The sequence below is a fragment of the Micromonospora sp. ZG13 genome, assembly GCF_059359355.1.
This window is the reverse complement of record NZ_JCADBQ010000012.1, coordinates 114,450-129,448: the sequence shown is the minus strand read 5'-3', so window position 1 is coordinate 129,448 and position 14,999 is coordinate 114,450. Positions and strand designations below refer to the sequence as shown.

The 14,999-nt window shown below is 72.6% G+C and carries 12 protein-coding genes and 2 tRNA genes; 9 read left to right on the top strand and 5 right to left on the bottom strand.

Annotated features, from left to right (window positions below):
* Positions 1 to 195 precede the first annotated feature (195 nt).
* Positions 196 to 1,203 (top strand): sugar phosphate isomerase/epimerase family protein, encoded by a 1,008-nt coding sequence (locus tag AC5L34_RS22630; protein WP_441175103.1) that lies wholly within the window; start codon positions 196 to 198, stop codon positions 1,201 to 1,203.
* A 151-nt stretch (positions 1,204 to 1,354) separates the two neighbouring features.
* Here AC5L34_RS22630 and AC5L34_RS22625 read toward each other — a convergent pair whose 3' ends face one another.
* Positions 1,355 to 1,759: a hypothetical protein gene (locus tag AC5L34_RS22625; RefSeq protein WP_101412308.1), complete on the bottom strand. Its 405-nt coding sequence runs from the start codon at positions 1,757 to 1,759 to the stop codon at positions 1,355 to 1,357.
* 272 nt (positions 1,760 to 2,031) lie between these two features.
* Here AC5L34_RS22625 and AC5L34_RS22620 point away from each other — a divergent pair.
* The 8 genes from AC5L34_RS22620 to AC5L34_RS22585 all read left to right on the top strand — a co-directional run bounded on the left by AC5L34_RS22620 (position 2,032) and on the right by AC5L34_RS22585 (position 11,055).
* Positions 2,032 to 2,104, top strand: a tRNA-Asn gene (locus AC5L34_RS22620).
* A gap of 182 nt (positions 2,105 to 2,286) precedes the next feature.
* A complete protein-coding gene (locus AC5L34_RS22615) occupies positions 2,287 to 4,407 on the top strand; it encodes an MMPL family transporter (RefSeq protein WP_494826860.1) in 2,121 nt (706 codons plus the stop codon).
* Complete coding sequence (locus tag AC5L34_RS22610) at positions 4,397 to 5,635, top strand: NAD(P)/FAD-dependent oxidoreductase (RefSeq protein WP_441175101.1); 1,239 nt, start codon at positions 4,397 to 4,399, stop codon at positions 5,633 to 5,635. Before AC5L34_RS22615 ends, AC5L34_RS22610 begins: the two co-directional genes overlap by 11 nt.
* 43 nt (positions 5,636 to 5,678) lie before the next feature.
* Entirely contained in the window at positions 5,679 to 6,632 is a 954-nt protein-coding gene (locus AC5L34_RS22605) for a hypothetical protein (protein ID WP_441175100.1), read from the top strand.
* Positions 6,629 to 8,320 (top strand): M16 family metallopeptidase, encoded by a 1,692-nt coding sequence (locus AC5L34_RS22600; protein WP_494826858.1) that lies wholly within the window; start codon positions 6,629 to 6,631, stop codon positions 8,318 to 8,320. Before AC5L34_RS22605 ends, AC5L34_RS22600 begins: the two co-directional genes overlap by 4 nt.
* Positions 8,321 to 8,383: 63 nt before the next feature.
* Positions 8,384 to 8,460: transfer RNA gene (locus AC5L34_RS22595), tRNA-Ile, on the top strand.
* Between the two features lie 405 nt (positions 8,461 to 8,865).
* Entirely contained in the window at positions 8,866 to 10,356 is a 1,491-nt protein-coding gene (locus AC5L34_RS22590; RefSeq protein WP_494826857.1) for a S1 family peptidase, read from the top strand.
* A gap of 243 nt (positions 10,357 to 10,599) precedes the next feature.
* Complete coding sequence (locus AC5L34_RS22585) at positions 10,600 to 11,055, top strand: hypothetical protein (protein ID WP_494826856.1); 456 nt, start codon at positions 10,600 to 10,602, stop codon at positions 11,053 to 11,055.
* 72 nt (positions 11,056 to 11,127) lie between these two features.
* Here the strand turns inward: AC5L34_RS22585 and AC5L34_RS22580 are convergent, their stop codons facing one another.
* The 4 genes from AC5L34_RS22580 to AC5L34_RS22565 are packed head-to-tail and all read right to left on the bottom strand — an operon-like array spanning position 11,128 to position 14,987.
* Positions 11,128 to 12,228, bottom strand: coding sequence for a hypothetical protein (locus AC5L34_RS22580; RefSeq protein WP_494826854.1), 1,101 nt, complete (start codon positions 12,226 to 12,228; stop codon positions 11,128 to 11,130).
* Complete coding sequence (locus AC5L34_RS22575) at positions 12,176 to 13,111, bottom strand: hypothetical protein (RefSeq protein WP_494826852.1); 936 nt, start codon at positions 13,109 to 13,111, stop codon at positions 12,176 to 12,178. Before AC5L34_RS22575 ends, AC5L34_RS22580 begins: the two co-directional genes overlap by 53 nt.
* Positions 13,108 to 14,256: a 5'-methylthioadenosine/S-adenosylhomocysteine nucleosidase family protein gene (locus tag AC5L34_RS22570; RefSeq protein ID WP_494826850.1), complete on the bottom strand. Its 1,149-nt coding sequence runs from the start codon at positions 14,254 to 14,256 to the stop codon at positions 13,108 to 13,110. The genes AC5L34_RS22575 and AC5L34_RS22570 overlap by 4 nt, the downstream gene beginning before the upstream one ends.
* Positions 14,253 to 14,987 carry an NUDIX hydrolase gene (locus AC5L34_RS22565; RefSeq protein ID WP_494826848.1) on the bottom strand — a complete coding sequence of 245 codons (735 nt, stop codon included), beginning with the start codon at positions 14,985 to 14,987 and terminating at the stop codon, positions 14,253 to 14,255. Before AC5L34_RS22565 ends, AC5L34_RS22570 begins: the two co-directional genes overlap by 4 nt.
* Positions 14,988 to 14,999 lie beyond the last annotated feature (12 nt).

Genomic DNA, 14,999 nt, shown 5'->3' with positions numbered 1-14,999 from the left:
GGGCCCGGCGGTCCTAGAGTGGGGGCGGCGACCGTCGCGGTTGCCGGTGACCGGCGGGAGGCGCAACCCGCCCGGGTCCAGGTGCGCAGGCACCCACCGGCGATCCGCAGCGGCCCGTCGCGTACGGCCCGGCCGGTCACCCTCGCCCCGGTCCCGCACCCACGGAATCCCCCATCACCACAGGGGAGAAGCACCATGGCGCGACCCATCACGCTCTTCACCGGCCAGTGGGCCGACCTTCCGTTCGACGAGGTCTGCCGGCTCGCCGCCGAGTGGGGCTACGACGGGCTGGAGATCGCCTGCTGGGGCGACCACTTCGAGGTCGACAAGGCGCTCGCGGACGACTCGTACGTCGAGCGGAAGCGGGAGACCCTCGCGAAGCACAACCTGAAGGTCTTCGCGATCTCCAACCACCTGGTCGGCCAGGCCGTCTGCGACCACCCGATCGACGAGCGGCACCAGGGCATCCTGCCCGCCCGGATCTGGGGCGACGGCGAACCCGAGGGCGTACGCCGCCGCGCCGCCGAGGAGATCAAGGACACCGCGCGGGCGGCCGCGAAGCTGGGGGTGGACACCGTCGTCGGCTTCACCGGGTCGTCGATCTGGCACACGCTGGCGATGTTCCCGCCGGTGCCGCCGTCGATGATCGAGCGCGGCTACCAGGACTTCGCCGACCGGTGGAACCCGATCCTCGACGTCTTCGACGAGGTGGGCGTGCGCTTCGCCCACGAGGTGCACCCGAGCGAGATCGCGTACGACTACTGGACGACGAAGCGGGCGCTGGAGGCGGTCGGACACCGGCCCGCGTTCGGGCTGAACTGGGACCCGTCGCACTTCGTCTGGCAGGAACTGGACCCGGTGAACTTCATCTTCGACTTCGCCGACCGGATCTACCACGTCGACTGCAAGGACGCGAAGGTGCGTACGGGCGACGGGCGGCGGGGCCGGCTCGCCTCGCACCTGCCGTGGGCGGACATGCGGCGCGGCTGGGACTTCGTCTCCACCGGCCACGGCGACGTGCCCTGGGAGGACTGCTTCCGGGCGTTGAACGCGATCGGCTACGCCGGCCCGATCTCGATCGAGTGGGAGGACGCCGGGATGGACCGCCTCGTCGGTGCCCCGGAGGCGTTGCAGTTCGTCCGCCGGCTCGCCTTCGACGCCCCGGCCGCTGCCTTCGACGCCGCGTTCAGCAGCAAGGACTGACCGCTCCGGGCCTACCCGGGCGGGCCGACGTCGAGGGTCCCGCACCCGGGCGGGCTTCCGTCAGCGGGCGCGCACGGGGGCGGCCGGCGGCAGCGGGCAACACCCGAGCGGGCCGGTCGCCCGAAGGCGTCCGGCCCGCTCGAAGGTGCGATCAGAGGGTGCTGCCGTTGGTGCCCGAGCTGGACGGCTTGCTACGGGGCGTGGTGGTGGCCGACGTCGACCCGGGGGTCGCGCTCGTGCTCGACGACCCGGAGGCGCTCTTCGCGCCGACCGTGGCCGGCGTGCCGGCGAACGCGTCGTCGGCGGCGGTCAGCTCCTGCTTCTGGCCGTTGCTGCTCAGCTTCTCGCCCAGCTTCGACTGGCCGAGCTTGTCCTTGCCCTCACTGTAGAGGCGGGTCGCCTGGGCCTGCGCGACACCGGCCGCCTCCTGGACGGTCGGGTGGTCGAGCACCTTGCGGCCCCGGATCACCAGCTCCTCGTACTTCTCCCGACCGGCACGGGCGCCCAGGACGAATCCCGCAGCCAGCCCGCCAAGGAACATCATCTTTCCGCGCATGGCGGCTCCTTCCGTACCTGACGCGCCGTCGTCCGGCGGGCTACCCCACCGGAGGCGACCAAATCGCGCCTGCCTTCTCTGTCCGCAGCTAACTACCCATCCTGCTCTCCGCTCATACCTCCTTGTGCCGGGATGACGATTTGTCTCGGTTTATTATCGTCTGGCCCGGGGGATGGTTCCGGGGGTAACCCCCTGGACCAACACCCCCCGGAATCCTGTACTCTTGTCCCCGTCGCACGGCGCAGCGAGATCGGTGCCGGAAGACGCAACGGTCCCCCGTAGCTCAATTGGCAGAGCAGCCGGCTGTTAACCGGCAGGTTTTTGGTTCGAGTCCAAACGGGGGAGCTTCCACACCTGACGCCCGTCGGCCACGCCGGCGGGCGTTCGCCGTTCCCGCCCCCGTGACCCGTTCCCGCCCCCGTGGCCCCGTTTCCGTCACCCCGGGCCCGCTCGCCCGGCAGGATGGTCGATGTCGACTTAGACTCCCGCTGCGTCGATTGATGCGTCGATTCATGGGGTGGGTAGGGATGCCCGGAAGAGGTGGCCACGGCAGGATCACGCTCGTCGCCGTGGTGGTCGTGCTGGCGTGGCTGGTCGTCGGGGCGGTCGCCGGTCCGTACGCCGGCAGGCTCAGCGAGGTCGCCACCAACGACAACGTCTCCTTCCTGCCCGCCGAGGCCGAGGCCACCCGGGCACAGGAGCTGTCCGCCCGGTTCGTCGAGCGACCGACCACCCCCGCCCTCGTGGTCTACGAACGTGCCGACGGCCTCACCGACGCCGACGCGCAGCGGGTGGCCGCCGACGCCGCCCGGTTCGCCCGGGTGCCCGGCGTCGTCGGCCCGCTGCCGCCGCCGATCCCCAGCGAGGACGGGCAGGCGCTCCAGGTGGTCGTACCCATCGACGACGCCGACGGCGAGCGGATCGGCACGGTCGTCGAGGAACTGCGCGCGATCGCCGGCGACGACCGCGACGGGCTCGGCGTGGACGTGGCCGGCCCCGCCGGCCTGCTCGCCGACCTGATCGAGGTCTTCTCCGCCATCGACGGCACCCTGCTGATCGTCACCCTCTGCGTGGTGCTGGTCATCCTGCTCGTCGTCTACCGCAGCCCCGTTCTGTGGATCTTCCCGCTGCTCTCCGCCGGGATGTCCTTCGCGCTGGCGGCGGTCTTCGTCCACCTGCTCGCCGACGCCGACGTGATCAAGCTCAACGGGCAGGCGCAGGGCATCCTCACCGTGCTCGTCTTCGGTGCCGGCACCGACTACGCGCTGCTGCTGGTCGCCCGCTACCGGGAGGAACTGCACCGGCACGAGCGCCCCTGGGACGCGATGCGGGCGGCCTGGCGAGGCGCCGCGCCGGCCATCGTCGCCTCCGGCGGCACGGTCATCGTGAGCCTGCTCTGCCTGCTGCTGTCCAGCCTGAACTCCAACCGGGCGCTCGGCCCCGTCGCGGCCATCGGCATCGGCGCCACCCTGCTGGTCATGCTGACCTTCCTGCCCGCCCTGCTGGTGCTGGGCAGGCGGTGGGCGTTCTGGCCGCGCCGCCCCCCGTACGACCGGGCCGACCCCCGGACCGAGCACGGCATCTGGAGCCGGATCGCCGGCTTCGTCGCCCGGCGGGCGCGACCCGTCTGGCTGCTCACCACCCTCGCCATGGCCGCGCTCGCGCTCGGCCTGACGCAGCTCGGCGCGACCACGCTCGGCCAGTCCGACCTCTTCACCGGGCGCACCGACTCGGTCGCCGGGCAGGAGGTGATCGCCCGGCACTACCCGGCCGGCACCGGCAGCCCCGCCACCATCTTCACCACCCGCGACACCGCCCGGGAGGTCGCCCGGGTGGCCCGGGGCGTGCCGGGGATCGCCGCCGTACGACCCGTCACCGCCGACCGGACCGGCCCGCCCGACCCGAACGCGCCACCCGCCGTCGTCGACGACACCGTGCAGTTGGAGGCGACGCTCGCCGACCCGCCCGACAGCGACGGCGCCGAGCGGGCCGTCCGCGCGCTGCGGGCGGCGGTGCACGGCGTACCCGGCTCCGACGCCGTCGTCGGCGGCTTCACCGCGATCAACGTGGACACCTCCGCCGCCTCGACGCGGGACCGCAACGTGATCATTCCCGTCGTGCTGGTGGTGATCGCGATCATCCTGGCCCTGCTGCTGCGGGCGCTCCTGGCGCCGCTCCTGCTGATCGCCACCGTCCTGCTGAGCTTCGCCGCCACGCTCGGCCTCTGCGCGCTGGTCTTCCGGTACGTCCTCGACTTTCCCGGCGTGGACGCCTCGTTCCCCCTCTTCGCCTTCGTCTTCCTGGTCGCCCTCGGCATCGACTACAACATCTTCCTGATGAGCCGCGTCCGCGAGGAGTCCGTCCGGCGGGGCACCCGGGCCGGCGTGCTCGCCGGGCTCGCCGTCACCGGCGGCGTGATCACCTCCGCCGGCATCGTGCTCGCCGCGACCTTCTCCGCGCTGGCCGTACTGCCGCTGGTGGTGCTGGTCGAGCTGGGCGTCGCGGTCGCGGTCGGGGTGCTGCTCGACACCATCGTCGTCCGCTCGCTGCTGGTGCCCGCGCTGGCGTACGACATCGGGCCGAAGATCTGGTGGCCGGGCCGGCTGTCCCGGACGAACGGAGAGCGGGAGGCGCGACATGCTCGCTGAGACCGACGTGATCGTGGTCGGCGGCGGCCTGGCCGGGCTCGCCGCGGCCCGGCGGCTGCACCGCGCCGGCGTGCCGTGGCGGCTGCTGGAGGCCGGCGACCGGCTCGGCGGCCGGGTCGCCACCGACGCGGTCGACGGCTACCTGCTCGACCGCGGCTTCCAGGTGCTCAACACGGCCTACCCCCGGCTCGGCGCCCTGCTCGACGTCGACCGGCTGCGCCTGGGCCTCTTCACCTCCGGCGTGCTGGTGCGCAAGGGCGACCGGCTGACCCGCCTCGTGAACCCGCTGCGCGAACCGACCGGCGCCCCCGGCACCGCGCTGGCCGGCGTGGGCTCGCTGCTCGACCGGCTGCGCTTCGCCGCGCTCGCCACGGGCTGCGCCACCCTGCCGAAGGGGCGGCTGCTCGCCGCCCCGGAGACCACCACCGAGACGGCGCTGCGCCGCGCCGGCCTCTCCGACGCGATCGTCGAGGAACTGCTGCGGCCGTTCCTCTCCGGCGTCCTCGTCGACCGGGAGCTGGAGACGTCCAGCCACGTGCTGGCGATGGTGCTGCGCTCCTTCGCCCGGGGCCGCATCGGCCTGCCGGCCGAGGGGATGGCCGCGCTGCCCCGCGCCGTCGCCGACCCGCTCCCGGCGGAACTGATCGACCTGGACACCCCGGTCGCCGAGGTGGCGCCCGGGCGGGTCCGCACCCAGGCCGGCGACATCCGCTGCCGCGCCGTCGTGGTCGCCGTGGACCCGCCGGCGGCGGCCACGCTGCTGCCGGACCTGCCGACCGTACGCATGCACAGCTACACGACCTACTACCACGGCACGCAGGAGCCACCGCTGGACGAGCCGATCCTGCTCGTCGACGGCGACCGGCGGGAGATCGTCGCCAACACGGTGGTCGTCAGCCGGGCCGCGCCCACGTACGCGCCCGCCGGGTGGCACCTGGTCGCCACGTCGGTCGTCGGTCCGTCGGCCCCGCCCGAGGCGACCGTACGGGTGGAACTCACCCGCCTCTACGGCCGCTCCACGGCGGACTGGACCCACCTCGGCACGGTGTCCATCCCCGACGCGCTGCCCGCCGCGCCGCCGCCGCAGGGCCGGCTGCGCAAGCCGGTGGCGCTGGGGGAGGGCCTGTTCGTGGCCGGGGACCACCGCGACAGCCCCTCCATCCAGGGCGCCCTGACCAGCGGCTGGCGCGCCGCCGGGGCCGTCCTGTCGGAGCTGCGTACCGGCTGAACGGTGGGTCACGACCCGTTGAAGATCACTTATGCTCCTCGCCATGCCCGCACCCCTTCCGCCGCCCGACCTCGACGCCGCGGCGGCGTACCCCCAGGTCGGTCAGGTGCGCGCCGCCCTCGCGGCGCGCGACTGGCCGGCCCTGAGCGCGCTCGTCGACGGGCAGGACCCGCACGGCCGGACCCTCCTCGTCGGCGAGGCCGGCGAGGCCGAGGACATCGAGGGATTCCTCCGGGACGTGCTGGCGCAGCGGCCCGACGACGCGCTCGCCGGCGCCCTGCTCGGGTCGCACCTGATCCGCGCCGGCTGGCGGATCCGCTCGTCCCACCGGGCCCAGCACGTCAGCCGGGAGCAGTTCGCCCAGTTCCACGCCCACCTGCGGCGCGCCGAGCAGGTGCTGATCGACGTCACCGCCCGGCACCCGGACGACGCGGCGGCGTGGACGCAGCGGATCACCAACGCGCGGGGACTGGAGCTCGGCCAGGCCGAGGCCCGCCGCCGCTACGACCAGCTCGCCAAGCACCACCCCCACCACCTGCCGGCCCAGGCGTCGCTGCTGCAACAGTTCTGTCCCAAGTGGAGCGGAACCTGGGAGCGGGCGCACGGCTTCGCCCGGGCGTGCGCCGACGCCGCCCCGCCCGGCGCCCCGAACGCGGTGCTGGTGGTCGAGGCCCACCTGGAGGAGGCGCTCGACCACGACAACCTCGGCAAGGCGAGCGCCCACCTGCGCGGCGCGCACGTGCGGCACGAGATCCACCAGGCGGCGCAGCGGTCGGTCTGGCACCCCGGGTTCCGCAACGGCTGGGGCTGGGTCTGGGTGCGCAGCGTCTTCGCGATGGCCTTCTGCCTCCTGGAGGAGTACCCGGCGGCGGCGCAGCAGTTCGCGGCCCTGGGACCGCTCGGCGACGAGGCGATGTTCGGCTACATCGACGGCGACCCCGCCAAGCAGTTCCAGAAGTTCCGCGACAAGGCGTACGCGAAGGGCGGGCAGTCGTGATCCAGGAACTGGACGTGGACGGGGTGCCCACGCTGCTCGCCCCCACCGGCGGGCCGATGCGCGCCGGGCTGACCTTCCGGGTCGGCACCGCCGACGAGACGCTCGCCCGCAGCGGCATCACCCACCTGCTGGAACACCTCGCCCTGGCCCCCCTCGGGCTGGCCGACTACCACGTCAACGGTGCCACCGCGCCGGTGTTCACCACGTTCCACATGCAGGGCTCCGCACAGGACATCGCCACCTTCCTCACCTCGGTCTGCGCCAACCTGACCGAGCTGCCGACCGGCCGGCTGGAGGTGGAGAAGGAGATCCTGCGTACCGAGCACAGCAGCCGGGGCACGGCCGCCGTCGACGACATCCCGCTGTGGCGCCACGGCGCCCGCGACTTCGGCATCACCAGCTACCCCGAATGGGGGCTGGGCGCGCTCACCGCCGACGACCTGCGACAGTGGGCGGCCCGCTGGTTCACCCGGGAGAACGCGGTGCTCTGGATCGCCGGGAAGTCCGTGCCCGCCGGGTTGCGGCTGGCACTGCCGTCGGGCGTACGGCAGCCGGTGCCGGCGGCGTCGTCCGCGTTGCCGCAGACACCCGCGTACTTCGTCAGCGGCTCGCGGGCCGTGGTGCTGGACGCCGTCGTGCGGCGCCGGACCGCCGCGAGCGTCTTCGCCGGGGTGCTGGAGCGCGAGCTCTACCGGGCGCTGCGCCAGGACGGCGGCCTCTCCTACCAGACCACGGCGGGCTACGAGCCGCGCGGCGACGGCCACGCGACGCTGCGGGCGCTGGCCGACTCGCTGCCGGAGAAGCAGGACGCCGTGCTCGGCGGCTTCGTCGACACGCTCGCCAAGCTGCGCGTCGGCCGGATCGAGCAGGCCGACCTCGACGCCGTCGTGGCGAAGCGGGAGGACTTCCTCGGCACCGCCGAGGTGGACGCGGCACGGCTGCCGTCGTACGCCTTCAACGTGCTCACCGGCGAGCGCAACCTCACGGTCGACGAGCACCGCGCCGAGCTGAAGGCCGTCGACGTCGACGACGTGCACGAGGTGGCCCGCGAGGCGCTGGCCGGCGCACTCCTGATGGTGCCCGAGGGGCACCGGGCCGACTGGGCCGGCTTCGCCGCGGCGCCCACCCGCTCGGCCGACACGGTCCCCGGCACCCCCTACCAGGAGAAGGAGGGCGACGGCGAACTGCACGTCGGCGTCGACGGGGTGAGCTGGCTCGGCCACGGCGGCCCGCTCACCGTCCGGTACGCCGAGTGCGCCCTCATGCTCGCCTGGCCCGACGGTGCCCGGCAGCTCATCGGCGACGACGCCATCTCGATGCGGATCGAACCGACCATGTTCGACCTGCACCCCGGCGCGATCCGGGTGATCGACTCCCAGGTGCCGGCCGAACGGCAGGTGGCGATGCCGGCCCGCGACCCGGACCGCATCCCGCAGCCACGGGCCGCCGCCGGCGCCGAGCGGCGGGAGCCGGCGAAGCGCTCCTGGTGGGAGATCCCGCTGATGGTCGTCAGTGGCCTCGCCGCGCTGGCGATCGGCGGCGCGAACGCCCTGCTGACCCTCGGCATGTTCATCACCGAGACCGCCGAGAGCGACGAGGGCTGGCTGTGGGGCGTCATCACCGTGGGATGGCTGCTCACTGTTATCCTCGCGTTGCCCATCGTGCTGCTGCGCCGGCGACGCCGATGAGCGACGGCGTCGTTTCGTACTGGCCGGTGATCCACCGGGCGGGATAGGATCCGGCGCGGTAACGGGGCGGTAGCTCAGCCGGTTAGAGCAGGGGACTCATAATCCCTCGGTCGCGGGTTCGAGTCCCGCCCGCCCCACCAGGCAAAACACCCGTGCGAAGTCGCGCCGGCCAGTGGAGGGCGCAGAAGGTCGCACGTCGACGATTTGCTTGATCGACCGAGCCATCTGCGCGGCCTGCTGCCTGCCCCGGTGACCACCGTCGCCCGCCCGCCGGGTCTGCCGGCGGTGTGCGTCCGGAAGTGCTCGACGATCACCTGCGCGTGCTGGGCTCTGAGGGCGGGCGGCGCCAGCAGGTTCGTCCGGCGGCGCCAGCCCGCTTTCCGATACGGGGCGTGGCCGCAAGGGTGCGCATAGTGCCAGGTGCGGCGGTATGAGCCGAAGGTTATCTATCGGCATCGGTGAATCGTGTTCTAGGTTACGGCCACCTGTTGGTGCCCGTAACGCTCCGATCGCACCCGCAGCTCCGCAACCCGAGGGAGATCTGGATGAAACGAGTCCTTGCCGGCGCGGCGACAGCCGTGCTGTTGCCAGCCGGGCTGGCTGCCATCGTCATCGCCGGGCCCGCCAGCGCGAAGCCCACCGTTTCGACACCGGTCGTGCCGTCCGGGGAGGCCGCCTCGCCCGAGATGCTCGCCGCCATGCAACGTGACCTGGGTCTGACCGCCGCAGCGGCCCGCGCCAGGATCGCCTCCGACGCCGCCGCCAGCCGTACCGAACTGGCGTTGCGTAAGCGCCTGGGCTCCACCTTCGCCGGTGCCTGGTTGGCGCCGGACGCGAAGTCGCTGGTCGTTGCCGTCACCGACAGCGCCAAGGCCGCCGAGGTGACCGCCGCCGGCGCCACCCCCAGGCTGGTGGACCGCAGCGGCAAGAAGCTCGACGCGGCCAAGGCCGCCCTGGACGCCGCGGCCGCCAAGGCGCCCCCGGCCTCGGTGCCCGGCTGGTACGTCGACGTCAAGTCCAACACCGTCGTGGTGCAGGCACGCGGCGGTACTGCCGCTGCCAAGTCCTTCATCAAGGCCAGCGGTGTCGATGCCACGGCGGTGCGGGTGGTCAGCACCACCGAACAGCCCCGGCTGCTCTACGACGTACGCGGTGGCGACGCCTACTACATCGGCGGTGGCCGCTGCTCGGTCGGCTTCTCCGTCAACGGCGGCTTCGTCACCGCCGGGCACTGCGGCAACACCGGTGCCGCCACGACCGGCTTCAACCGTGCCGCCCAGGGCACCTTCCAGGGCTCCTCGTTCCCCGGCAACGACTACGCCTGGGTGGCGGTCAACTCCAACTGGACCCCGCAGCCGTGGGTCAACAACTACGCCGGCGGCAACGTGACCGTCGCCGGCTCCACCGTGGCCGCGATCGGCTCGGCCATCTGCCGCTCCGGCTCGACCACCGGCTGGCGCTGCGGCACCGTGCAGGCCTACAACCAGACCGTCAACTACGCGGAGGGCTCCGTCTCCGGCCTGACCCGCACCAACGCGTGCGCCGAGCCGGGTGACTCCGGCGGGTCCTGGCTCAGCGGCCAGCAGGCGCAGGGCGTGACCTCCGGCGGTTCCGGCAACTGCACCTCCGGCGGCACCACCTACTTCCAGCCGGTCAACGAGATCCTCTCCGCGTACGGCCGGACGCTGGTGACCAGCGGCGGCGGCAACCCGCCGCCGCCGACCGGCTGCAGCGGTTACGAGTTCTCCGCGACCGGGTCGCTGTCCAGCGGCGGGAACGCCTACCAGCCGAACGGCAGCTACTACTACTCGTCGACCTCCGGCACCCACCGCGGCTGCCTCGACGGCCCGACCGGCACCGACTTCGACCTCTACCTGCAGAAGTGGAACGGTAGCGGCTGGAGCGCGGTGGCGCAGGGTGCCACGGCTGCCGCCGACGAGACCGTCTCCTACAACGGCACGGCCGGCTACTACCGCTGGCGGGTACACGCCTACAGCGGTTCCGGCAGCTACGCCCTCGGCTACAGCAACCCCTGACCGAACGACGGAACGCCCGCATCGCACTCCGCGATGCGGGCGTTCCGCAGGTTCCGCCGGAGAACGTACGCCGGCTCGTAGCTCAGAGTCGCGCCGACGCGCATGCCCGGCTCGCCGCACTCACCGCGGTCGTCGGCACCTGAGCGGTGACGGAGCGTGGCCCTGCCGGGTTCCGCCTGGCCTCCCCGGCGAACAAGAGGCAGCCTGGGGCGGCCCGCCAGCCCGCCAGCGACAATGGCGGGCATGACCGATCACGCCAGAACGGTGCGCAGCTTCACCGGGGTGTACCACGCCGACGGCGGCATTCGCGGCGAGCTGTCCTACGTCGTGGGGAAGCTGCTGGGCAGGGCACACTGTGGACTGTGTGACATCACCCATGGACCGCTGCACCGCAAGCGGCAGTGGGACGATTTCGTGGCCCGTCTCGGCGTGTCCTTCCGTCTGGTGCACCTCGACGAACGCGACTCCGCTATCAGCGATCTCAGCCAAGGCCATACTCCCTGTGTCGTCGCCCACACAGACGCCGGCCCGGTCCTCGTGATGAACCCCCGTCAGGTCGACGCCGCGAACGGCGATGTCGAGACGTTCGCCGACCTGCTGCGGCATGCGCTCACGCAGCACGCGCTCGATCTGCCGGCGCTGAGTGCCCGGACGCGGATCGTTTCCGACGGCGGCAGCGACCCTCGTCAGAACCTCTGATCCGGCGACGGCCCGGTGCCGGTGCCGGTGGGCAGCGCCTCACACGCCAGGGCCGGGTCCCGGCGCACCACGTCAGTCGATCAGGCCGGACAGGGTTGCCGCCAACTCGTCCAGCCGGTCCTTCGTACGTCCGTGCTGGTGGTGGATCCACTGCTTGCCCTCTGCGGCGATCCCCTCCAACATGTCGAGGGTGTGCGCGAGCCCCGATGCGTCGAGGGTCACCTCGGACAGCGTCCGGAGGTCCTCGCCGGGTTGAATCCCCTCGTCCATCGACTCGGTGACCCGGACGTCGATCGGGGCGCCGTTGACCAGCGTCAGCTCGAACGTCTGGTGCCGGGCGGCGGCCCCGTGGATGCGTACGGCGGCCACCGCGTCGAAGCGGTAGTTGAGGCGCTGGGTGCCGCGCCAACCGCCCCCCTCGAAGTCGAGGTCGATGTCGACCTGCCGCACTCCGTCGCCGGTGAGCAGGAAGAGCAGCAGTCGGTATCTCGAGTAGCGCCACGGCCCCCGAGGGAAGCGCGCCCGCTTGTAGGAGCTGGCGGGTGCCTCGATGAAAGCGTGGGCGATCACCTGGCTCGGCCGGAGCCGGTAGTGCCGCATGGCTTCGTCGACGAGGAGCTTACGGTCGCACTCGAGCCAGAAGGCCATCTCCGCGTCGGAGGGCTTGCGGGACAACGTCTTCTGCCAACGCTCGTACGCGGACTGCCGCGCCGCCCGTTGGTGCGCGTACTCGATCTCGTCGGCTCGCACCCGTCGCCGCTCGGTCGTGACGCGGAGCCAGGCCCGCGTCCCGATCACTCCGGTTACGACGGCTACCAGCATGGACACCGTGCCACCGAACGGCGCGACCGCGACGGCCGCCGGCACCACCCGCAGGCTTCCGGCGACGATGGTGATGAGTGCCACCAGGCAGAGGGCTCTGGTCGCGACGGGGGTGCGCAGCTCGGCCCGGTACGCCGTCAGCGTGTCCTTCTCCCAGCCCTGCCGCACGTCACTGACCAGGTGACGGACCAGCCAGGCGATCCGGTCAGCGTCGATCCGCTGTTCGCGGTAGGCATCGACAAGCTCGTCGCGCAGGTGTCTGCGAATCCCCGCCGTGCCCTTCAGCCACTCGGAGCGTTCAGTGCCCCGGGGGACGTACCGCCCGAAGTACCTGTCGAACAGGCGGTCCACCTTGCGGGCGAAGCCCCCCGCCGGCGGCGTCCGGCGTTGCCGTGGTGGGGCGAGACCGTTCGTCCTTTGCCCGCAGCCGCTCCCGCCGGAAGTGCCAGTCCGCACCGCCGACCAGGAGTGTGACGGTCGCCGCCACGACGACGAGGTACGCGAGCAGCGCAGACGGCTCGCCGCGCCGCAGCAGCCACCCGGCGTTGCCGACGGCGAGTACGCACAGCGTGCCGGCGGCGCCGAGTCGGAGCCACTCGGCCATGGAGATCGAGGCCGGCCGCACCTCGGGCCCTCGGGGCCCGGCGGGGACGGGCTGAAAGAACAGGGACACCCTGGCGGCCCTGTCCCGAGCCATCCGCCCCGCCCTGGCCCGCTCGACCGAGCGCTGCCACAGTTGGTCCTCCAGGGGGCCTTCGAGCAGCACCCCGAGGTGGTCGAGGATCTTGTCGCGTTGGCGCGGCTTGAGCTCGTCGAGTTCCTTCACCACCAGTTCGGTGTCGGCGGTGTTGACCGAGTTGAGCAGCCGCAGGACCGACCGCAGACCGGCCGTCCACTCGCCCCGGCCGTCCACGCGGGTGATGCGGGCACAGATGGCGGAGAGCGTGGCGAGGTCCTCGGCGCCCAGCTGCCGCAGCGTGCGCCCGCTCAGCAGGGCGAGCAGCCAGTGGAAGCGCACCTCGTCGGTCTCGTACCCGCGCGCCACGGCCTCCTCGATGAGCTCGCGGGCCCGGGCCGGCATCCGGGCGTCGAGGTACTTCACGCCGGTGCGGAACCTCTCCTTCGGTGAGGCGTCCGGCGGCAGTTGGTAGTGGACGTCGCCGTGGATGGCCTGGGCCTGTACCCCGACGTGGGCGTCGCCCTGCGCCACGTTCGTCACGGCCGGCGTCGTCACGACAGCTCCCCGGCCGCCGTGATGACCGCGGCCAGCGCGGCGGCCAGCTCCGCCACGTCCGCCACCAGGCCGCGCAGCCGTTTGAGCGAGAGAATCAGGGCGCTCCTGTTCTTCGGGGTGTCTTCCTTGAGGCAGTGCTCGGCGGAGTCCAGCTCGTTCTCGGCCGCCGCGTAGGTGGCACCGTCGAGCTGACCGTCCTGACGGGCCTGTTCCAGCAGGTCACGCAGCTCGCCGATCGCCGTCGCGAGATCGGCCGGTGGTTCCGGCTCCCAACCCACGGTGACGTTGCCGTGGATCTGCCCGGCCTGGACGCCCACCCGGGCGTTGCCGCTGGCGACGTTCCTGTTGGTGATGCCCATCTGCGCCTGCCTGTTCCTCTTCGCCGTTTCCCGTTGGTCGGTCGCGTCGTCGGCGACCAGTTCCTGCGCCAGCGCCGTCGCGAACGCGGCCGCGTGGGCCACCGCCCGGGGCTGCCAGTTCTCCCCGTCCGTGGCCGTCTTGGTGCCGTCGGCCCGGTCGCTGATGCCACGCACCACGACCACGGGCAGCGCCCGGTTGAGGTGACCCGCCTGTGCCACGCCGGCGGCCTCCATCTCGATGGCCACGGCGTCGTTGTAGTGCTGCCGCACCCACCGGGCCTGCTCGGAGACCGCCGAATCCTGCACGATCTCGCCCGCCGCGATCGGCGCGAAGTGCACGCGCGGCGCGGCGTCGCCAGGCAGACCCCGGAACCACTCGTCGCTGCGCGCCAGGTGTTGCGCGATCTGACCCGCGCCGTGCGGAATCTCCCACGCCTTCGGCCGGGCCTTGAGGCCGTCGTCCTCGCTCGTGCCGCCGTGATAGGCGTAGACCTGGGACGCCACCACCACGTCGCCCAGCCGGATGTTCGGCCAGAGAGCGCCCGCGACGCCGACGAAGATGACCGCGGCGGGGGAGAACTCGGCCATGGCACGCTCGGCCAGCACCGCCGAGGGATGGTTGCCCTTGCCCACCAGGCCCAGCGCCACCCGGCAGCCGCCGAGCCGGCCGACCTCGAAGCGCGTGCCGGCGGGATGGCGGTGCACCCGCAGGTCGGTCAGCCTGCTGCGGACCGCGTCGTACTCCAGGTTCAGGGCCGTGAGAATCACGACGGGACTGCTGTTCATGCCTCTGCCGTCTCCTTGTCCGTCGGGTGCGTCGGCCGGGTCATGGGGGGATGCAGCGCCTCGCGCGGGCCCGGCCGGAACAACCGTGCGGGGCGTCCGGTGTCCGTCTTCCTCGTCGTGCCGGCGGGCACGATGAAGCCGTCGACGCTCTGGACCTTGCGGTAGAAGTTCCGGGGATCGAGGCCGACGCCCCACACCGCCTCGTAGACGTCCCGCAACTCCGAGATGGTGAACGTCGGGCCGCAGAAGGCTGTCGCCAGCGCCGAGTACTCGAGCTTCGCGCGGGCGCGCTCGACGCCGTCCGCGACGATCCGGCGGTGGTCGAAGGCGAGCCGGGCCCCGGGCGACAGGGCGCGATCGGTGGGGGTCCAGCACGCGTCGGAGGCGTCGGTGCCGGCGGTCGGCTCGGGCAACCGGGGCGCCACGGCCAGGTAGGCCACGGAGACGACGCGGCCCCGGGGGTCGCGTCCCGGCGTGCCGTAGACGCCCAACTGTTCGAGGTGCAACTGGTCCGCCGACAGGCCGGCCTCCTCGGCCAGTTCCCGGTGGGCCGCCGCCGGCAGGTCCTCCTCCACGTGTTGCAGAAAGCCGCCGGGAAGGGCCAGGTCACCCCGGTACGGCTCCACGCCGCGCTGCACGAGCAGCACCTGGAGCCGGGAGTCGCGCAGGGTGAGGATGACGAGGTCCACCGCGAGGAGGACGGTGGGCGCAACCCAACGATCGTCCGACATGGATCTCACTCT

Bases quoted from the DNA above. Each gene is read 5' to 3' on its own strand.
- AC5L34_RS22630 (WP_441175103.1), top strand. From the start codon at position 196: ATGGCGCGACCCATCACGCTCTTCACCGGCCAGTGGGCCGACCTTCCG.
- AC5L34_RS22625 (WP_101412308.1), bottom strand. From the start codon at position 1,759: ATGCGCGGAAAGATGATGTTCCTTGGCGGGCTGGCTGCGGGATTCGTC.
- AC5L34_RS22615 (WP_494826860.1), top strand. From the start codon at position 2,287: ATGCCCGGAAGAGGTGGCCACGGCAGGATCACGCTCGTCGCCGTGGTG.
- AC5L34_RS22610 (WP_441175101.1), top strand. From the start codon at position 4,397: ATGCTCGCTGAGACCGACGTGATCGTGGTCGGCGGCGGCCTGGCCGGG.
- AC5L34_RS22605 (WP_441175100.1), top strand. From the start codon at position 5,679: ATGCCCGCACCCCTTCCGCCGCCCGACCTCGACGCCGCGGCGGCGTAC.
- AC5L34_RS22590 (WP_494826857.1), top strand. From the start codon at position 8,866: ATGAAACGAGTCCTTGCCGGCGCGGCGACAGCCGTGCTGTTGCCAGCC.
- AC5L34_RS22585 (WP_494826856.1), top strand. From the start codon at position 10,600: ATGACCGATCACGCCAGAACGGTGCGCAGCTTCACCGGGGTGTACCAC.
- AC5L34_RS22570 (WP_494826850.1), bottom strand. From the start codon at position 14,256: ATGAACAGCAGTCCCGTCGTGATTCTCACGGCCCTGAACCTGGAGTAC.
- AC5L34_RS22565 (WP_494826848.1), bottom strand. From the start codon at position 14,987: ATGTCGGACGATCGTTGGGTTGCGCCCACCGTCCTCCTCGCGGTGGAC.